Source organism: Kocuria sp. KSNUG (assembly GCF_049532735.1).
In the GTDB taxonomy this organism is placed as follows: Bacteria; Actinomycetota; Actinomycetes; order Actinomycetales; family Micrococcaceae; genus Kocuria; species Kocuria rhizophila.
The window spans coordinates 466,368-485,608 of sequence record NZ_CP150981.1 but is presented as its reverse complement, the minus strand read 5'-3'; the positions used below and the strand labels follow the sequence as shown (position 1 = coordinate 485,608).

The window sequence follows — 19,241 nt, the reverse complement described above, 5'->3', positions numbered from 1 at the left end:
TGAACAACTCTGTGGAAAACTGGGCCGTTCCCGGTCCATCACGTCAGGAGTCGCTCATGCAGCAGGACAACCAGACCCTGTCCGAGCAGTGGGCAGAGTGTGTCCGCATCATGAACGAGAACCCCCGGGTGACCGGGCGCTCACGCGGCAACATCGCCGTGTGCGAGCCCCGTGGCCTGATGGGTTCCACGCTCCTGGTGGCCGTTCCCAGTGAGGTCACCCGCGAGTTCCTCCAGCACCGGCCCATGTCCGAGATCCTGGACGACACCGTGCACAGGGTCTTCGGAGCCGACACCCTGGTGGCCTTCGTGGTGGACCCGGAACTCGAGATCCACTCGAGCCCGCCCCGCCCCCCGGCGGACACCCGCCGCGCAGGGACCGGTCGCACACAGCACACCTCGACGGATGGTGGCCGGGCGGACACCGAGTCCAGCTCCGCACAGCAGCGCGGGCCCGGTGCGCCCTCGCTGACCGAGATCGAGGCGGAGCGCGCCCCGGGCTCGTTCCTCACTCCCCGGGAGCAGGCGGCGGATCCGGAGCACCGGTTCTCGGCACATCCCGGTGCAGAGCCATCCGTCGCCTCACCCCCTCGCGACGCGGAGTTCGGAGGACTCCCGCCCCGCAGGGAGGAGACCCCGGTCCCCGCGCCGCGGGAGGTGCTCACCACCGGCAACGGCTCCGACACCAGCCCCGCCGACTCCGAGTGGGACAGCTCCGCCAGGCTGAACCCCAAATACGTGTTCGACTCGTTCGTGATCGGCCAGTCCAACCGCTTTGCCCACGCCGCAGCGTTCGCGGTCGCAGAGACCCCGGCCAAGGCATATAACCCTCTGTTCATCTACGGGGACTCCGGGTTGGGCAAGACCCACCTGCTGCACGCCATCGGCCACTACGCCAAGCGGCTCTACCCCAAGATGCGGGTGCGGTACGTGAACTCCGAGGAGTTCACCAACGACTTCATCAACTCCATCCGCGACGACGAGGGCTCGTCCTTCAAGGGCATCTACCGCAACGTGGACCTGCTGCTGATCGACGACATCCAGTTCCTCGCGGGCAAGGAGCACACGCAGGAGGAGTTCTTCCACACCTTCAACGCGCTGCACAACCACGAGAAGCAGATCGTCATCACCTCCGACATGCCGCCCAAGCAGCTCACCGGCTTCGCCGAGCGCATGCGGTCCCGGTTCGAGTGGGGTCTGATCACGGACGTGCAGCCGCCCGAGCTCGAGACGCGCATCGCGATCCTGCGGAAGAAGGCCATCAGTGAGGGGATGGACGCTCCGGACGACGTGATGGAGTACATCGCCTCCCACATCTCCACGAACATCCGCGAGCTCGAGGGCGCGCTCATCCGCGTGACCGCGTTCGCGTCCCTCAACAAGCAGCCCGTGGATCTTCCGCTGGCCGAACTGGTGCTCAAGGACCTGATCACGGACGACGGCGGGCAGGAGATCACCGCGGCGTCGATCCTCGGCCAGACCGCGGCGTTCTTCAACATCACCCTGGACGAGCTGAAGTCCAAGTCCCGCACCCGGACCCTCGTGACCGCCCGACAGATCGCCATGTACCTGCTGCGCGAGCTCACGGACATGTCCCTGCCCAAGATCGGACAGGAGCTGGGGGGCCGTGACCACACCACCGTGATGCACGCCGACCGCAAGATCCGCACCCTCATGGCGGAGCGCCGGCAGATCTTCGACCAGGTCACGGAACTGACCAACCGGATCAAGCAGCAGTCGCGCGAGGGCTGAGCCCGGCGGGGAGCACCCGCACCGCAGAGATCCTCCACGGGGCCCCGGACACGATGTCCGGGGCCCCGTTCTTGTGATTCGTCCACAGGCGCCGACCGCTCCACCCCGGGCCTCTGGAGGCGCGGTCCACAGCGCGGGAGCCCGGTGTGGACGGTCTGTGCACGGTCGAAAACGCGGCAGTGTGGAAAAATCTGTGGACAACGAGCCAGGACCGGTGGAGAACCTCTGAGAACCGGTGGGCAGTGCTGTGGAATCCCCGGAATCACGCGGAAGTTCTGCACTGAGCGGTCACAGACAGACGGCCGCCGATCCACAGTGCATCAACACCGTGGAGCCGTTCGACAGCTGGGAAGCAGGCGGTTATCCACAGAACCCACAGGGGTTATTAACACTTCTGACCCTTAAAGAAAGATCCACCGAACAACAAAAATCCGATCGATCCACCCCCGGGCACCTCGCGAGGATCTCTGTAATTACACGAATCCCCGGCACCGCGGTTCCGCACACGATCTCCCCACCACACACTCCGTTGGGGAGCCGTGCTGCGTGGCGGATACCATGCAGGGAAGACACTCCTGTCCAAAGCCAACAGAGGGGCACCTTCGTGAAGTTCTCGGTCGAGCGCGACGTACTGGCTGAAGCAGTCACCTGGACTGCCCGTTCGCTGTCCCCACGACCCCCTGTTCCCGTGCTGTCCGGTCTGCTCATCAAAGCCGAGAACGGGTCCCTGTCCATCGCGAGCTTCGACTACGAGATCTCCGCCCGGCTCACCATCAGTGCAGACGTCATGGAGGAGGGAACCACGCTCGTCTCGGGTCGTCTGCTCGCGGACATCTGCCGCTCGCTGCCCTCCGCGCCCGTGCAGCTCGAAGCCGACGGCGGAAAGGTGACCCTCACGTGCCGGTCCTCCAAGTTCAACCTCGCAGCCATGCCGGTGGACGACTACCCCCAGCTGCCCGGCCTCCCGGAGCTCTCCGGTGTGGTGGCCGGCGACGAGTTCGCCCACGCGGTCGCACAGGTGAACATCGCGGCGTCCAAGGACGACACCCTCCCGATCCTCACCGGCATCCGCATGGAGATCGAGGGGGAGAAGATGACGCTCCTGGCCACGGACCGGTACCGACTGGCCATGCGTGAGCTCACCTGGCGGCCCACCGATCCCACGCTGTCCACCGCCGCGCTCATCAAGGCCAAGACCCTCAACGACGTCGCCAAGACCCTCGGGTCCGCCGGGGACGTCAACATGGCGCTGGCGGAGAACACCGAACTCGTGGGCTTCGAGTCCGGCGGTCGGCGCACCACCAGCCTGCTGATCGACGGCGAGTACCCCAAGATCCGCTCGCTGTTCCCCGAGAACACCCCGATCACCGCGGTGGTGCGCACCTCGGAGCTGGTCGAGGCCGTGCGACGTGTGTCCCTCGTGGCCGAGCGCAACACCCCGGTGCGGCTGGCCTTCAGCGAGGGCCAGGTGGCGCTCGACGCCGGCACCGGTGAGGACGCCCAGGCCTCCGAGGTCCTGGACGCGCAGCTCAACGGGGACGACATCACCGTGGCGTTCAACCCCACGTACCTGTCCGAGGGCCTGAACGCGTTCGACTCGGCCTACGTGCGGTTCTCGTTCACCGCCCCGCCCAAGCCCGCCGTGCTCTCCGCCCAGGCAGAACCGGACGGCGAGGACAACGTGGACTACAAGTACCTGCTCATGCCGGTCCGTCTGCCCAACCAGTGATCGTGTGTTCGTAGACCACCTCTCGCTGCTGGACTACCGGACCTACGCCGGTCTGGACCTTGCCCTGACCCCGGGGCTCACGGTGTTCGCGGGCCCCAACGGCGTGGGCAAGACCAACATCGTGGAGGCGGTGGACTGGGCCGCGTCCCTGGCCTCCCACCGTGTCTCCGGCAACGGCCCCCTGATCGCCACGGGTTCGGAGCGTGCCATCATCCGGCTGCGGGTGAACCGCGGTGGGCAGCGCACGGTGCTGGAGTACGAGCTCAATGCGGCACGGGCTAATCGCGTGCGGATCAACCGCGCGGCACCCGTGCGAGCCCGTGAGGCGCTCGGGACGCTGCACACCGTGCTGTTCTCCCCCGAGGACCTCACCCTGGTCAAGGGCGATCCGTCCCACCGGCGGCGGTTCCTGGACGACCTCGCCACGGCCATGCGGCCCGTGCTCTCCGCGGCCCGCTCGGACTACGACCGTGCGCTGAAGCAGCGCAACGCCCTGCTCAAGTCCACTCGCCGTTCCCGGGCCTTCTCGGACTCGGACCGGGCGACACTCGCGGTGTGGAACGACCAGCTGGCCCGGGCCGGCGCGGCTCTGATGGCCGCGAGGCTCCAGCTCCTCGAGGCTCTCGAACCCGAGGTGGACCGCGCCTACCAGCAGCTCACGGAGGGTCCCAAGCACGTCAGGCTCGAGTACGAGAGCTCCTCCGTGGCCCCGGGAGCCGACCAGCATGCCCTCGCCCACTTCACCGTGGCGGACCTCCACGGGCTGATGATGGACGCCTTCGAACGGGTGGAGCGCCAGGAGCGCGAGCGCGGCATCACCCTGGTGGGTCCGCACCGGGACGACCTGCTGATCCGCCTGGGTGACACCCCCGCGAAGGGCTACGCGTCCCACGGGGAGACCTGGTCCATCGCCCTCTCGCTGCGGCTGGGGTCCTGGTACGTGCACGTCGCCGACGACCCGTCCCCGGGCGCCGCGCCGGTGCTGATCCTGGACGACGTGTTCGCGGAGCTGGACGCCCGTCGCCGGAGTCGGCTGGCGGAGCTCGTGCGGCAGGCGGAGCAGGTGCTCGTCACGGCGGCGGTGGACGAGGACCTTCCCGCGGCTCTGCTCGAGAGCTCCCACACGGTCGTCGACGTGGAACCGGGCGTGGTCCGGGAACGCGGCGCGGCGGCGTCGTCCCCCGGAGCGGGTCACCACGAGGGCGCCGGGAATGAGTGACACGGTGCACCGGGACGTGGTGGACGCCGCGGCCGTGGCCCTGCAGCGGGCGCGGAAGGCGGCGCAGGACCGCGGGGACAAGCCGCTGTCCTCCGCGGCCGCGGCCAAGAACATGCGGGCATTCGGAACCGCCATGGAGGAGGGGACCGGCTCCCCGGCGCTGCGCAGCAGGAACCGCTTCGGAACGGACCCCCGGCAGCTGGGCGGGTTCTCGGGCCCGGGACGCTCGGCGCGGGACCCCCGGCCGCTGTCCTCGGTGGTGGACACGCTCATGACCCACCGCGGGTGGAAGACCCCCGTGAACGTGAGCAGCGTGCTCGCGGACTGGGCCTCCCTGGTGGGCCCGCGCAACGCCGAGCACACGTGGCCGGAGCACTTCGAGGACACGGTGGTGCGGGTGCGGTGCGACTCCACGGCGTACGCCACCCAGTTGAGGCTGATCCAGTCCGAGATCCTGCGCAGCTTCGCCGAGAAGCTGGGAGAGGGCATTGTCACCAGACTGGAAATTCACGGCCCGGTGGGGCCCAGCTGGAAACGGGGGCGCTGGGCGGTGCAGGGTCGGGGCCCACGGGACACGTACGGGTAGCCGGACCCGCCCAAAACCCGCCAGAATCGCACGAGCCGCTCCGAGCCCCGGAAATGACGTCACCCATCACAGCGGGGGGCCCAGGGCGTCTGGAGGCCGTTGAGGGCTTGATCCACGGGAAGATCCGCTAGAATGAGGAGTCACAGATCTCTTCGTCCCGCCAGCCGATGAGCCGCGAGCCGTCTCATCGGCTGTACTCATGCGGGCAGGGCGACGATCGCCAACGATTACGCAGGAGGACCGGAAACCCCGTGGCTACAGAGGACTCCCCACAGCACGAGTACGGCGCGAGCGACATCACCGTCCTGGAAGGCCTCGAGGCGGTCAGGAAGCGCCCGGGGATGTACATCGGCTCCACCGGGCCCCGGGGTCTGCACCACCTGGTCTACGAGGTGGTCGACAACTCCGTGGACGAGGCCCTGGCCGGCTACTGCGACCACATCGAGGTGACGCTGCAGGCGGACGGCGGCGTGCGCGTGTCCGACAACGGCCGCGGCATCCCCGTGGACATGCACCCCACGGAGGGCAGGCCCACCGTGGAGGTCGTGATGACCATCCTGCACGCGGGCGGCAAGTTCGGCGGCGGCGGCTACGCCGTCTCCGGTGGTCTGCACGGCGTGGGCATCTCCGTGGTCAACGCCCTGTCCTCACGGGTGGACACCGAGGTCCGCCGCCAGGGGCACGTGTGGCGGATGAGTTTCGCGAACGGCGGCCGCCCCCAGGGTGAGCTGGTCAAGGGCGAGGCCACGGACGAGACGGGCACCACGCAGGTCTTCTACCCGGACGCCGGGATCTTCGAGACCGTGGACTTCGACTTCGAGACCCTGCGGGCCCGCTTCCAGCAGATGGCGTTCCTGAACAAGGGTCTGCGGATCTCCCTCACGGACGAGCGCGCCTCTGACGAGACCGGCGAGGAGATCGCCGGGGACACCCCCGCGGACGCCACCGGCCCCCTCGAGGGTCAGGATGGCGGCACGGCCGGCGCGGACGACGACGCCGCGGCGGCCGGCGCGCGCCAGGTGGTCTACTGCTACGAGGACGGCCTGCTGGACTACGTGACCTTCCTGAACTCCTCCAAGAAGGCGGAGCTGATCCACCAGGACGTGATCTCCCTGGAGGTGGACGACCAGGACAAGAAGATGTCCCTGGAGCTGGCCATGCAGTGGACCACGGCGTTCAACGAGTCCGTGCACACGTACGCCAACACGATCAACACGCACGAGGGCGGCACCCACGAGGAGGGCTTCCGCACCGCGCTGACCACGCTGATCAACCGCTACGCCCGCGAGAACAAGCTGCTGCGGGACAAGGACGACAACCTCACGGGCGAGGACGTCCGCGAGGGGCTCACCGCGGTGATCTCCATCAAGCTCTCCGAGCCGCAGTTCGAGGGCCAGACCAAGACCAAGCTGGGCAACTCGGAGGCCAAGACCTTCGTGCAGCGCGAGATGTTCGAGCTCTTCGGGGCGTGGCTGGAGCGCAACCCGAACCCGGCCAAGGACATCATCCGCAAGGCCATCTACGCGTCCCAGGCCCGCCTGGCCGCCCGCAAGGCGCGCGAGACCACGCGCCGCAAGGGCCTGCTGGAGTCCGGCGGGATGCCCGGCAAGCTCAAGGACTGCTCCTCCAAGGACCCCACGCTCTCGGAGATCTACATCGTGGAGGGCGACTCCGCGGGTGGTTCTGCGGTGCAGGGCCGCGACCCCGCGCACCAGGCGATCCTCCCGCTGCGCGGCAAGATCCTCAACGTGGAGCGCGCCCGGCTGGACCGTGCGCTGTCCAACGCCGAGGTGCAGTCCATGATCACGGCGTTCGGTGCGGGCATCGGGGACGACTTCGACATCGAGAAGGCCCGGTACCACAAGATCGTGCTGATGGCGGACGCGGACGTGGACGGCCAGCACATCACCACGCTGCTGCTCACGCTGCTGTTCCGCTTCATGCGTCCGCTCATCGAGCACGGCTACGTGTACCTCGCGCAGCCGCCGCTGTACCGCATCAAGTGGTCCAACGCACCGCACGACTACGTGTTCTCGGACGCGGAGCGCGACGCCGCCCTGGCCAAGGGTCTCGCGGAGAACCGCCGCCTGCCCAAGGACAACGGCATCCAGCGCTACAAGGGTCTGGGCGAGATGGACTACACCGAGCTGTGGGAGACCACCATGGACCCGGAGCACCGCACGCTGCTGCAGGTCACCATGGACGACGCCGCCGCGGCGGACCAGGTCTTCTCGGTGCTGATGGGCGAGGACGTGGAGTCCCGCCGGGAGTTCATCCAGCAGAACGCCAAGGACATTCGGTTCCTGGACATCTAGTCATGTCACCCGCCGGATATTCCCCTTCCGGCATGAACAGTGGACCGCGAGAGACCAGCAGAAACGGATAGCAACGCATGAGTGACGAGACGCAGGCCGGCCCCGGCCCCGTGGATCCGGAGAACACCCCCGAGGCGGTCGAGGGAGTCGTGGTGGACGACCTCGAGGTGACCTCGGACCGCGTGGAGCAGATCGACCTGCAGACGGAGATGCAGCGCTCCTACCTGGACTACGCCATGGCCGTGATCGTGGGCCGTGCGCTGCCGGACGTGCGGGACGGTCTCAAGCCCGTGCACCGCCGCGTGCTCTACACGATGTACGACGGCGGCTACCGCCCGGAGCGCTCGTTCAACAAGTGCGCGCGCGTGGTCGGCGACGTGATGGGCAACTACCACCCGCACGGCGACTCCGCGATCTACGACGCCCTGGTGCGGCTGATCCAGAACTGGACCATGCGCTACCCGCTCGCGCTGGGACAGGGCAACTTCGGCTCCCCGGGCAACGACGGCGCCGCGGCACCCCGGTACACCGAGACCAAGATGGCGCCGCTGGCCATGGAGATGGTCCGGGACATCCACGAGGACACCGTGGACTTCCAGGACAACTACGACGGCAAGCAGCAGGAGCCCACGGTGCTGCCGTCCCGGTTCCCGAACCTGCTGGTCAACGGCTCCGCGGGCATCGCGGTGGGCATGGCCACGAACATCCCACCGCACAACCTGCGCGAGGTCGCGGACGGCGTCCAGTGGTACCTGCAGAACCCGGACGTGGACCGCGAGACCCTGCTGGAGGAGCTCATCAAGCGGGTCAAGGGACCCGACTTCCCGTCCGGCGCGCAAATCCTGGGCCACAAGGGGATCGAGCAGGCCTACCGCACCGGTCGCGGCTCCATCACGCAGCGCGCCGTGGTCAGTGTGGAGGAGATCCACAACCGCACGTGCCTGGTGGTCACCGAGCTGCCCTACCAGGTCAACCCGGACAACCTGGCGATCAAGATCGCGGACCTGGTCAAGGACGGCAAGGTCCAGGGCATCGCCGACATGCGCGACGAGACCTCCGGGCGCACCGGCCAGCGCCTGGTGATCGTGCTCAAGCGGGACGCCGTGCCCAAGGTGGTGCTCAACAACCTCTACAAGCACACGCAGCTGCAGGAGAACTTCTCCGCGAACATGCTCGCGCTCGTGGACGGCGTGCCGCGCACCCTGTCGCTGGACGCGTTCGTGCACCACTGGGTGACGCACCAGATGGAAGTCATCGTGCGGCGCACCAGGTACCGCCTCAAGCAGGCGCAGGAGGAGGCGCACATCCTGCTGGGCCTGCTCAAGGCCCTGGACGCCCTGGACGAGGTCATCGCCCTGATCCGCCGCTCCCCCACCGTGGAGGAGGCCCGCAGCGGGCTCATGGAGCTGCTCGGGATCGACGAGGCGCAGGCCCAGGCGATCCTCAACATGCAGCTGCGCCGCCTGGCCGCCCTGGAGCGCCAGAAGATCCAGGACCGGCACGCGGAGCTGCAGCGGCTGATCGCGGAGTACGAGGAGATCATCGCGTCCGAGGCGCGGCAGCGCGAGATCATCTCGGAGGAGCTCGCGGAGATCGTGGAGCGCTACGGGGACGACCGCCGCACCGAGGTGCTGTACGGCTTCGACGGGGACGTCTCCATGGAGGACCTCATCCCGCAGCAGCAGGTGGTGGTCACGATCACCCGTGACGGCTACGTCAAGCGCACCCGCGCGGACGAGTACCGCGCCCAGCACCGCGGCGGCCGCGGCATCAAGGGCGCCCAGCTGCGCGGGGACGACGTGGTGGAGCACTTCTTCGTGACGAACACCCACCACTGGATCCTGTTCTTCACCACCCTGGGCCGGGTCTACCGCGTCAAGGCCTACGAGTTCGTGGAGGCCGGGCGGGACGCCAAGGGCCAGCACGTGGCCAACCTCATGGAGTTCCAGCCCGAGGAGCGGATCGCCAAGGTCATGGAGCTGCGCTCCTATCAGGACGCGCCGTACCTGGTGCTCGCCACCCGCAACGGCCTGGTCAAGAAGTCCCGCCTCACGGACTACGACACCAACCGCTCCGCCGGTGTGATCGCGATCAACCTGCGCGAGGACGACGAGCTGGTCTCCGCCATGCTCGTGGACACGGACGACGACGTCATGCTGATCTCGCGCCACGGCCAGTCCCTGCGCTTCCGGGCCGACGACGACGCCCTGCGCCCCATGGGACGCGCCACCTCGGGTGTCACCGGCATGAAGTTCCGCTCGGGTGACGAGCTGCTCTCCGCCAACGTGGTCCACGACGACTCCCACGTGTTCGTGGTGACGGAGGGCGGCTACGCAAAGCGCACCTCCGTCCAGGAGTACCGCGTGCAGGGCCGTGGTGGGCTGGGCATCAAGGTGGCCAAGCTCGCCGAGGTCCGCGGCGGCCTGGTGGGCGGTCTGATCGTGGGCGAGAACGACGAGGTGCTCGTGGTCATGGAGAGCGGGAAGGTGGTCCGCTCCAACGTGAGCGAGGTGCCGGCCCGCGGCCGCGACACCATGGGTGTGATCTTCGCCAAGCCGGGCTCCGAGGACACCATCGTGGGCGTGGCCCGCAACGCGGAGCGCGAGATCGAGAAGGAAGTGGCCGAGGAGGACGCGGCGCACGGCACCGCGCCGGGCGGCGTCGTCGGCGAGGGCCAGGACGCCGAGTCCGGCGACGCCGTCCCGGAGGGCACCGGGTACGGCCAGGCTGACTCCGACGGCCAGAACGATGCAGTAGCGTTGGAGGACAACGACAACGGAGGTGACGCATGAGCGCGAGCTCGGCCTCGAAAGCGGGCAAGCCCGCGACGACTTCTTCCCCCAAGAAGTCCAAGCCCCAGCAGAACGGAAAGAATTCCGGCAAGGGGCTCGTGCGACCCGCCCCCCGGGCCAAGGTGCGCCGCGCCCGCCTGGTGGTCTCCAAGGTGGACACGTGGTCCGTCCTGAAGCTGGCGTTCCTGCTGTCCGTGGCCCTCGGGATCATCACCGTGGTGGCGTCCCTCGTGATGTGGCTCGTGCTGGATCTGACCGGCCTCTTCCAGGGCATCAACGAGCTGCTGTCCATGCTCGGCGGCAGCGCCGAGGGAGCGGACATCAAGGAGTTCCTGTCGCTCGGCAACACGGCGCTGTTCTCCACCCTGATCTCCGTGGTCAACGTGATCCTGCTGTCCGCGCTGTCCGTGCTGGGTGCGTTGCTCTACAACATCGCGGCGTCGCTGATCGGCGGCATCGGGGTGACCCTCACCGACGACTGATCCCCGGCCCGCACAGATTTGGTGCGGGGACCAACCTCCGGTAAAGTCTTGGCGTGGCCAGGCAGAGAATGCTCTGTTCCGGCCACGCTGAGGGCGTATAGCTCAGACGGTTAGAGCGCTTCGCTGATAACGAAGAGGTCCCAGGTTCAATTCCTGGTACGCCCACCCATCGAATTCCCACCCACCGCGAGTTCTGCTCGACCGGAGGAACCCCGTGAAGTCACGCATTGCGGCACTCGTCGCCCTGACCGGACTGACGGTCGCCGCTGTGAAGTCCTGGCGAGATGCGGAGGCCAAACGGGAAGCATGGAATTCGGCAGTGGATCCCGTGGACTGAGAACCGCGGGCACGGCGTTCCTCCCGGTGGAGGAGCGCCGCAACTGAATACGGGGCCTTAGCTCAGTTGGTAGAGCGCTGCCTTTGCAAGGCAGATGTCAGGAGTTCGAATCTCCTAGGCTCCACACCCGGACCCCGGGCACCTCTTCTTCCATGAGGTGTCCGGGGTTCTTCTCGTTCCCCCGGAGCGGTGGACGAGGCACCGGTGACCGGACGCGTCTCGTTCGCCCCGTTCCTGGTCACACCTCCCGCACGGACCGGCGGCCCGCCATGCAACGCAACTGTCACCGAGGGGCCCGGGGCCGTGACAGACTGGTCCCCACCTGTGACGTGCCCCATATCGAAGTGCGGAGTCTCCCCATGCGCGACAAGACCCCCCTGCAGCCCCTGGCCTCGGTCGATCCCCACGAGCCGCTCGAGCGGATCGAGCGCTGGAAGCTGATCGGTCCCGGTCTGGTGGTCGCCGCCACGGGCGTGGGGGCCGCGGACATGGTGGCCACGCTCACCGCCGGATCCCGGTACGGGTACACCCTGCTGTGGGCGGTGGTGGCCGGCACCATCATGAAGATCGTGCTCGTGGAAGGGGCGGGGCGCTACTCCCTGGCCAGCGGCCGCACCATCTTCGAGGGCTGGCGGTCCCTGGGACGCTGGACCTCGTGGTACTTCGGCCCATACATCATCATCTGGGGCTTCGTGTACGGGGCCACCGCCATGTCCTCCTCCGCACTGCCCCTCGCAGCCCTGTTCCCGTTCCTGCCGCTGTGGGCGTGGGCCATGATCATGGGTCTGCTGGGGTTCGGGATCGTGTGGCTCGGACGGTACGCGGTCATCGAGAAGATCACCGCGGCCATGGTGGGCGTCATGTTCGTGGTCATGGTGGGCCTGGCCGTCATCACGGTGCCGGACATCCCGGAGATGCTCACCGGGCTGATCCCCGTGATCCCCCAGGGCGGCGTGGTGTACACGCTCGCACTGGCCGGTGGGGTGGGCGGCACCATCACCCTGGCCGCGTACGGCTATTGGCTGCGGGAGAAGGGCTGGCACCAGCCCCGCTGGATGCGCGTCATGCAGCTCGACAACGTGGTGGCCTACACGATGACCGGAATCTTCGTCCTGGCCATGCTCGTGGTGGGTGCCGAGGTGCTCTACTCGGCGGGCTACGCGATCAGCGCCGGGGACAAAGGGCTGCTGGACCTCGACAAGGTGCTGCGCGAGCGCTACGGGGACGTGATCGGCGCGACGTTCCTCGTGGGCTTCTGGGCCGCCTCGTTCTCCTCCGTGGTGGGCGTGTGGTCCGGGGTCTCCCTCATGTTCGCGGACTACTGGGGCAACGTCCGCCACAAGCCCAGTGGGCACCCGGACACGCGGACCGGCGGCAAGTACTTCAAGTTCTACCTGCTGTGGCTCACCTTCCCGCCCATGCTGCTGCTGCTCCTGGACAAGCCGGTGTTCCTGATCCTGCTCTACGGCGTGCTGGGCGCCCTGTTCATGCCATTCCTGGCCATCACGCTGCTGGGGCTGCTCAACACGTCACGCACTCCCAAGAAGTGGCGCAACGGCATGTTCACGAACGCCGTGCTGGTGGTGTGCGCGGTGCTGTTCATCATCCTGGGCCTCTACCAGACCTACGACACCGTTGCCGGGATCTTCTCCTGACGCGGCACTGACAACGACGACGCCGCGCCCCTCGGACGAGGAGCGCGGCGTCGTGCTGCGGTCACGGGACCCCCTGCGGGGACCCAGCGAAACTTCAGTGCTTGGTGTCGCCCGGGTTGTGCTTGGACGCGTTGTCCGCAGAACCCAGCTTGGTGTCGTCGGTCTTGGAGCCCTTGATCTGCTCCTTGACCTCGTTGACGGTCTGCTTGGCGTCCTCGGCCACCGACTTCACGCCGTCCGTGGCGCGGTGGGCCGCCTGCGTTGCGGTGCCCTCCTGGTGCACGGTGGACGTGGGGTCCTTGACGTCGTCCACCTTCACACCGGTGCCGGCGGCCACGGTGGAGTTGGTGTTGACGGGGGACGCGGAGACGCGCGGCGACGCGGTGGCCGGGGTCTTCCAGGGATCCTGCACCGGACGGGAAGCGCGCCATGCGGCCACGCCTGCCACGCCACCGGCCACGAGCAGACCGAGGACCAGCAGGCCCTTGTGACCGCCCTGGGCCTTCTTCTGCTGCTTGGCGTACTCCTTGGCCGAGTTCTTGGCGGCCTTCTGGATGCGCTTGACCGTCTTCTTGTCGCCCGTCAGCTTGGTGACGAGCGCGTCGAACTGGTCCGAGGTGTCCGCGTCCGCGACCTTGGCGGCCAGCGCGGCGACGGCGCCCGAGTACTTCTCCTGGGCGGCGGCGCGACCGGTGGCGGTCTTCTTGGCGGCCTTGGCGGCGAGGGGAGCGGCAGCCGCGACACCCGCGGCCTTGGCCTTCTCGCTGCGCTTGCGGGCGTCCTCGCCGAAGCTCTGGGCCTTGCCCAGACCGTCCTGGACGTACGGGCTCGTGGCCTCGACGCCGCTCGCGAGGGCTGTGGCGCCGGCCTCCACCCCGTGCTGCAGCTTCTCGCCGAGCTCACCGATCTCGGTGGACAGCCAGTCCCCCGCGTGGACGACCTTGTGCCCGGCCGCCTTGCTGGTGGCCTCGGCCTGCTTCTGAGCCTTGCTCTTGAACACGCTCATGATGTCTCCCTCCTACCGTGGTGATGATGTAAATCTCCACTTCCCAGCATACGTTCTGTGGGCTGGGAGACTCCCGGGGATCGGGTTGCTCGGGGGCCTTTTCACTGTGCGCTGAACACCTTTCGGCCGTCCTGACGGCTGCGTGACACCCGTGCCAGAATGACAGCCATGACTTCCGCTACTGCCACGCACAAGGCAACCATCCACACCAACCACGGGGACATCGTGGTGGAGCTCTTCGGCAACCACGCCCCCAAGACGGTCAAGAACTTCGTGGGTCTCTCGGATGGGACCCAGGAGTGGGCCGATCCCCGTACCGGCGAGAAGCAGACCGGTCCGCTCTACAAGGACGTCGTGTTCCACCGGATCATCAAGGACTTCATGATCCAGGGCGGCGACCCGCTGGGTCAGGGCATCGGCGGCCCGGGCTACAACTTCGACGACGAGATCCACCCCGAGCTGAACTTCAACGCCCCGTACATGCTGGCCATGGCCAACGCCGGCACGCGCAACGGGCGCGGCACCAACGGCTCGCAGTTCTTCATCACCACCGCCCCCACCACCTGGCTGCAGGGCAAGCACACCATCTTTGGCGAGGTCGCGGACGACGAGTCCAAGAAGGTCGTGGACGAGCTCAACACCGTCCGCACCGGCGGCCAGGACCGCCCCGTGGAGGACTGCGTGATCACCTCCATCGACGTGGAAGCTCTCTGAGTCCCACTCGAGGCCACACAGCGTGGAGCCCACCCGGTGATCGGGTGGGCTCCACGACTATCTGGGGAGAAATTCCGCTCCCACCAGTTGATATGCCGGAGATGACATGAGCGACGACCGCGCCAGTGACGGGTTCGATCCCCGGACGTCCCACCCGCACGGGGATTCTGAGCTCGGGGGAGGCCCCGGAGCTCACCGGGGTGGCGGGGTGCCGGCTCCCCGTTACGGCCAGTACCTCCCCGGCCGGCAACCGCGCGACCCTCGGGAGGGCAGCGGCGCCACTCAGGGTTCGGCACCGCACGGCTACGGACCGCCCGGTCATGGACCGTCCAACCCCCGGCAGCCTGACCCCGCCCGTAAAGGTGCGCCCGCCCGCGCGCGATCTCGGAGAGGGCGCGGACGCAGTGGCTGGCCGGTGACCTGGACGCTCATCGGCATCTGCACGGGCATGTGGGCTGTGCAGTGGCTCACGCGCCTGTTCACGCCCTACGACCTCTCCACCGTGCTGGGCTACGCCCCCGCTCTCACCACGTCCCAGCCGTGGCGGATGCTCACGAGCGGTTTCGTGCACGCCATGCCCTCGCCCGTGCACCTGCTGCTGAACATGTACACCCTGTACCTCTTCGGCCGGATGCTGGAGCCCCTGCTGGGAGCGTGGCGGATGGCCGCGCTGTTCGTGCTCTCCGTGATCGGCGGCTCGGTGGGGGTGCTGCTGCTCGGCGATCCATGGGTGCTCGTGATCGGTGCCTCCGGCGGCATCTTCGGACTCTTCGGCGCCATGTTCGTGTTCATGCGGCACTTCGAGAACAACATCGTGCCCATCACGGTGCTGATCGTGATCAACCTGGCGTTCGGTTTCCTGGTGGGAGGTGTGGCGTGGCAGGCCCACCTGGGCGGCCTCGTCACCGGCGCGATCGTGGCGGCGATCATGCTGCCGCGGCTGCGGGGAAGGATCTGATGAGGTGCCCCACGGCGTTCTCCACAGAGCTTGTCCACAGCTGTTAACAACTTACACATCTGTAATTCCACAGCTGTGAACAACTCTGTGGATACCGCATATCCGGGATTTTCCGCCCCCGATCCACACATGTGCGGGGAGATATTCACACTTTTCTCCACACCTGTGGACAACCTGCGTGCACCGGGTGGGGAGAAGCCGCCGGTGACCTCCCGCACACGGGTCCCCCAGGGCGAATAATTTCCCCTGCGCGCGCGTTGTCCGTGTGTGCGCCGTGACGGATGTGTGCCGTACGCCGCCACCCGCTCATCCCGTACCCGCCGTCGCGTGCGAAGAGCCGCCCCGAGAGGCACGGCCGCCCCGTGCCACCCCTCGCTCCCGGATCCTCGAAAGGCCGCGTGGTCATGACCCAGCTGACTCCTGCTCGCCGCCGTCTCGCCCTGCTCGCCCTGGCGCTGGGCGGCTTCGGCATCGGCTGCACCGAATTCGCCTCCATGGGCCTGCTGCCCCAGATCGCCCAGGACCTCATGCCGCAGCTCTACGGGCAGTCGCCGGAAACGGGGATCGCCCGGGCGGGCTGGATGGTGAGCGCCTACGCGGCGGGCGTGGTCGTCGGGGCCCCGGTGATCTCCTTCCTGGCGGCGAAGTCCTCGCGCACGGTCATGCTCCTGGTGATGGCGGCGGCACTGCTCGCGGGCAGCCTGACCTCCGCACTGGCGCCCTCCTTCGAGTCCCTGGTCGTGCTGCGCTTCCTGGCGGGCGTTCCCCACGGTGCCTACTTCGGGCTCGCGTCGCTCGTGGCCGCCACCGTCATGGGCCCCGGCAACCAGGCCAAGGGTGTGGCCCTCGCCCTGTCCGGTCTCACGGTGGCGAACGTGGTGGGCGTGCCCGTCATGACGGCCATCGGTCAGGCGTGGGGATGGCGGATGGCGTACGTCGCGGTGGCCGTGGTCTTCACCGTGACCGTCATCGGCCTGTGGTTCACGGTCCCCCGCCAGGAGCCCGTGGTCGGGGCCAGCCGACGCGGTGAGCTCAGGGCCTTCGTCCTGCCCCAGGTGTGGATCGTGATGGGCGTGGCCGCCGTGGGCTTCGGCGGGTTCTTCGCGATCTACACGTATCTCACCCAGATGGGCCGCGAGCTCGCGGGGCTGCCCGCCGGCGCGATCCCGTGGCTGCTCGCGGTGGTGGGCGTGGGCATGACGATCGGCAACGCCCTCGGCGGCATCAGCGCCGACCGCAGCGCCCGGCGCACCATGGCGGTGGGCTTCCCGGCACTGGCCGCAGCACTTCTGCTCATGGGGATTCTCGGTGGCTCCCCGGTGGGGATCTTCGTGGCCGGCTTCGTGATGGCACTGGTCAACTCGTTCATCATGCCCAGCATCCAGAGCTGGCTCATCACGGCCGCGGGTTCCGCCCAGCTGATGGGCGCGTCCCTGAACCACGCCGCGTTCAACGTGGCCAACTCGATCGGGGCCCTGCTGGGCGGCGTCGTGATCTCCGCCGGCTTCGGCTACCGCTCACCGGCCGTGGTGGCGTGCGCACTGTCCATCGTGGGCGGGCTGCTCGCGCTCGCGGGGGTCCAGCGGCAGAAGGTGGACCGACGACGCCGCCTGGCGGCCGGGCACCCCGTCACCGCCTCCCAGACGGCGGTCTGAGCAGGGACCGGATCACGCGAGCAGGAACCGGCCTGCCCACAGGAACAGCCCGGCGTCCAGCAGCATGAGCAGGGACGCCAGGCCCAGCAGGGCGGTGACGACCACCGAGATCCTGGGCGCCACGGCCGCCCACGCGCGTCGCATCACTGCGGAGAACCGTTCCTGCCTGCCCAGCACGGTCAGCAGCACCAGGGCGGTCAGGGCGATCTGGCTCAGCAGGGCCCATGCCACCCATCCGAGGACCACCCGGGGCAGGGGCTGCGTGGCGGCGACCGCCACGTGGATGTCGAACGGGATGTCGAGCACCACGATCCCCACGAACACGAGGGACGTGGCGTACAGGGCCCAGGGGCTGGCGGCGGGCTTTTCGGGAGTCGACTCTCCCCGGGCCCGGCGGCGCGAGACGGCCCGCCACAGCGCGTAGCCCCCGAGTGCCACTGCGAGACCGACCTCGACCCGTGCGGCGGTGCTGCCGTGGCGCACCAGGGCCCACCAGTCCACGCGCTGCAGGCGGGGTCCCGCCAGCAGGCTGAGCGCCAGGCCCCACGCCGCGGTGCCTCCCAGCAGGAGGGCGGATGCGCCCATGATGTGGCGGCGGCGGACCCCCGCACCGAGGGCGGCTGCCATGATGACCATGGGGGCAGGGTCGAAGCCACCCAGGGCGGTGACGAACACCGTTCCCGCATATTCCCCCGCGTTCATCTCAAGTCCTGGGTTCCGCTCATGCCGGGGCTGGCGCGAAGGCGGGGGACGTCCGGCCCAGCCACGCGAGAGAAGAGTCCAGCTGCGCCTCCCAGAGTGCGACCCGGTGACCCCCGCTCTGGGAGATGTTCGTCTCCAGGCTCGTGGGCGCGGAGACGGCCGGGGCGAAGCCGTGCACGGCGTTCACCGACACCGTGTCCTCACCGCCCGAGAAGAACCAGAGACGCACGTCCGGCTTCTCGCGTCGGACCACCGGGGCGAGGTCGTAGGCCGCCGGATCCGCGGTCCTCCACTGCTGTCCAGGGCTGTACATGGGCGCGAAGTAGCCGGCCAGGTTCACGCTGCTGGACCAGATCTGGGGATGGCGCACCGTGAACATGGACGAGCACCAGCCGCCGGCGCTGTAGCCCAGGGTGGACCACGCGGCCCGATCGCTCGAGACCCGGAGGTTCGCGCGGATCCAGGACACCACGTCCCTGCTCACGTAGGTGTCCCACAGCCCGTGGTCGCTGTCCACGCACTCGGTGTCGTTGTTGCCCGGGTAGACGTCCGGAATCACCACGATCGACTCCCGCATGGTGCCGTCCGAGACCGCGGAGCGGATGTGGTGGCCGATGTCCATGGCCTTGGTGTACGTCCGCACGTCCCCCGGGAAGCCCGTGAACGCGGTGATCACGGGGTAGGCCCGCTGCGGCTGCGCCATGTATGAGGGCGGTAGCCAGGCCGTGGCATCCTGCGTGATGCCCGACTCATGCCCGGAAAGGGTGAAGTGGACCCACTGGCCCGAGGTGTTGGCGGCATCCACCTGTGATCCGAAGAAGGAGCTGGCGGTGGGGTTGGTCTGTGCTGCGGTGAAGGGCTGGTGGGGCAGATCCCTCGCGCCGGTGGTCACGGCGGCGGGGGCGGCCCCGACGCTCGCGGTGGTCACCGGGCCCCCTCCGTCCGAGAGCAGGTCACCCCAGCTCGAGTACCACTGGTTGTCCATGTTCAGCTTCAGGAAGACACCCACGAGGGTCAGCAGGAGCACCAGCACCACGCACACGAACTGCACCACGTACTTTCCCAGCCCCGGCCCACGACGCCGCGGCAGGACCACCACCGTGACCGCGAGCAGGACGAGCGCCGCCCCCGCGACGACGGCGAAGAGGGGCCACCCTGTCAGCTCGAAGAACGCCATGGCACGCTGCTCGTTTCCTGTGGACTGCCCGTGGACTTGGTGGGATGACCGGTGGTCTCCTCGAGAGAGTGGATCACCGCACGGGGACAGCATAGGTATCCACGGCGCCGGACGGGCATGGCGCGGGACACGACAGGGCGTTGGCGGGAAATGAGAGGGCTGC

Annotated in this window: 15 protein-coding genes and 2 tRNA genes; 14 read left to right on the top strand and 3 right to left on the bottom strand. The window is 68.3% G+C overall.

The features are described 5' to 3' along the window. The first annotated feature begins 56 nt into the window (after positions 1-56). The 11 genes from dnaA to AABM36_RS02115 all read left to right on the top strand — a co-directional run bounded on the left by dnaA (position 57) and on the right by AABM36_RS02115 (position 12,866). Complete coding sequence (dnaA, locus tag AABM36_RS02165) at positions 57-1,751, top strand: chromosomal replication initiator protein DnaA (RefSeq protein WP_423447104.1); 1,695 nt, start codon at positions 57-59, stop codon at positions 1,749-1,751. A gap of 604 nt (positions 1,752-2,355) precedes the next feature. After that, positions 2,356-3,480 (top strand): DNA polymerase III subunit beta, encoded by a 1,125-nt coding sequence (dnaN, locus tag AABM36_RS02160; protein WP_423447102.1) that lies wholly within the window; start codon positions 2,356-2,358, stop codon positions 3,478-3,480. A gap of 4 nt (positions 3,481-3,484) precedes the next feature. After that, positions 3,485-4,699: a DNA replication/repair protein RecF gene (recF, locus tag AABM36_RS02155; RefSeq protein WP_423447100.1), complete on the top strand. Its 1,215-nt coding sequence runs from the start codon at positions 3,485-3,487 to the stop codon at positions 4,697-4,699. Then, a complete protein-coding gene (locus AABM36_RS02150) occupies positions 4,692-5,285 on the top strand; it encodes a DUF721 domain-containing protein (protein WP_423447099.1) in 594 nt (197 codons plus the stop codon). Before recF ends, AABM36_RS02150 begins: the two co-directional genes overlap by 8 nt. A gap of 251 nt (positions 5,286-5,536) precedes the next feature. Further along, entirely contained in the window at positions 5,537-7,600 is a 2,064-nt protein-coding gene (gene gyrB, locus AABM36_RS02145) for a DNA topoisomerase (ATP-hydrolyzing) subunit B (protein ID WP_423447097.1), read from the top strand. Positions 7,601-7,677: 77 nt separating this feature from the next. Beyond that, on the top strand, positions 7,678-10,392 hold the full coding sequence (gene gyrA / locus AABM36_RS02140) for a DNA gyrase subunit A (RefSeq protein WP_423447095.1): 2,715 nt from the start codon (positions 7,678-7,680) through the stop codon (positions 10,390-10,392). Next, complete coding sequence (locus tag AABM36_RS02135) at positions 10,389-10,874, top strand: DUF3566 domain-containing protein (RefSeq protein ID WP_423447093.1); 486 nt, start codon at positions 10,389-10,391, stop codon at positions 10,872-10,874. Before gyrA ends, AABM36_RS02135 begins: the two co-directional genes overlap by 4 nt. A 91-nt stretch (positions 10,875-10,965) precedes the next feature. Beyond that, positions 10,966-11,039, top strand: a tRNA-Ile gene (locus AABM36_RS02130). Between the two features lie 49 nt (positions 11,040-11,088). Further along, positions 11,089-11,211 (top strand): hypothetical protein, encoded by a 123-nt coding sequence (locus tag AABM36_RS02125; RefSeq protein WP_423447092.1) that lies wholly within the window; start codon positions 11,089-11,091, stop codon positions 11,209-11,211. 51 nt (positions 11,212-11,262) lie between these two features. Then, positions 11,263-11,335, top strand: a tRNA-Ala gene (locus AABM36_RS02120). Between the two features lie 235 nt (positions 11,336-11,570). Beyond that, positions 11,571-12,866: an Nramp family divalent metal transporter gene (locus AABM36_RS02115; RefSeq protein WP_423447090.1), complete on the top strand. Its 1,296-nt coding sequence runs from the start codon at positions 11,571-11,573 to the stop codon at positions 12,864-12,866. A gap of 94 nt (positions 12,867-12,960) precedes the next feature. On the opposite strand, the gene AABM36_RS02110 is transcribed toward AABM36_RS02115, so the two are convergent. Further along, positions 12,961-13,872 carry a hypothetical protein gene (locus tag AABM36_RS02110; RefSeq protein ID WP_423447088.1) on the bottom strand — a complete coding sequence of 304 codons (912 nt, stop codon included), beginning with the start codon at positions 13,870-13,872 and terminating at the stop codon, positions 12,961-12,963. A gap of 159 nt (positions 13,873-14,031) precedes the next feature. On the opposite strand from AABM36_RS02110, the gene AABM36_RS02105 reads away from it, so the two are divergent. The 3 genes from AABM36_RS02105 (at position 14,032) to AABM36_RS02095 (ending at position 17,199) form a co-directional block, all read left to right on the top strand. Beyond that, a complete protein-coding gene (locus tag AABM36_RS02105; protein WP_423447086.1) occupies positions 14,032-14,586 on the top strand; it encodes a peptidylprolyl isomerase in 555 nt (184 codons plus the stop codon). A gap of 415 nt (positions 14,587-15,001) precedes the next feature. After that, positions 15,002-15,544, top strand: coding sequence for a rhomboid family intramembrane serine protease (locus AABM36_RS02100; protein ID WP_423447084.1), 543 nt, complete (start codon positions 15,002-15,004; stop codon positions 15,542-15,544). A gap of 404 nt (positions 15,545-15,948) precedes the next feature. Then, positions 15,949-17,199, top strand: a complete 1,251-nt coding sequence (locus AABM36_RS02095) for an MFS transporter (protein WP_423447082.1) — start codon at positions 15,949-15,951, stop codon at positions 17,197-17,199. A gap of 12 nt (positions 17,200-17,211) precedes the next feature. On the opposite strand, the gene AABM36_RS02090 is transcribed toward AABM36_RS02095, so the two are convergent. After that, the gene (locus AABM36_RS02090; RefSeq protein WP_423447080.1) at positions 17,212-17,901 is read right to left on the bottom strand and encodes a hypothetical protein; all 690 of its coding nucleotides are present in this window, start codon (positions 17,899-17,901) and stop codon (positions 17,212-17,214) included. 19 nt (positions 17,902-17,920) lie between these two features. Next, positions 17,921-19,078, bottom strand: coding sequence for an alpha/beta hydrolase (locus AABM36_RS02085; RefSeq protein WP_423447078.1), 1,158 nt, complete (start codon positions 19,076-19,078; stop codon positions 17,921-17,923). Positions 19,079-19,241 lie beyond the last annotated feature (163 nt).

Bases quoted from the DNA above. Each gene is read 5' to 3' on its own strand.
- dnaA (WP_423447104.1), top strand. From the start codon at position 57: ATGCAGCAGGACAACCAGACCCTGTCCGAGCAGTGGGCAGAGTGTGTC.
- AABM36_RS02150 (WP_423447099.1), top strand. From the start codon at position 4,692: ATGAGTGACACGGTGCACCGGGACGTGGTGGACGCCGCGGCCGTGGCC.
- gyrA (WP_423447095.1), top strand. From the start codon at position 7,678: ATGAGTGACGAGACGCAGGCCGGCCCCGGCCCCGTGGATCCGGAGAAC.
- AABM36_RS02135 (WP_423447093.1), top strand. From the start codon at position 10,389: ATGAGCGCGAGCTCGGCCTCGAAAGCGGGCAAGCCCGCGACGACTTCT.
- AABM36_RS02115 (WP_423447090.1), top strand. From the start codon at position 11,571: ATGCGCGACAAGACCCCCCTGCAGCCCCTGGCCTCGGTCGATCCCCAC.
- AABM36_RS02110 (WP_423447088.1), bottom strand. From the start codon at position 13,872: ATGAGCGTGTTCAAGAGCAAGGCTCAGAAGCAGGCCGAGGCCACCAGC.
- AABM36_RS02105 (WP_423447086.1), top strand. From the start codon at position 14,032: ATGACAGCCATGACTTCCGCTACTGCCACGCACAAGGCAACCATCCAC.
- AABM36_RS02095 (WP_423447082.1), top strand. From the start codon at position 15,949: ATGACCCAGCTGACTCCTGCTCGCCGCCGTCTCGCCCTGCTCGCCCTG.
- AABM36_RS02090 (WP_423447080.1), bottom strand. From the start codon at position 17,901: ATGAACGCGGGGGAATATGCGGGAACGGTGTTCGTCACCGCCCTGGGT.
- AABM36_RS02085 (WP_423447078.1), bottom strand. From the start codon at position 19,078: ATGGCGTTCTTCGAGCTGACAGGGTGGCCCCTCTTCGCCGTCGTCGCG.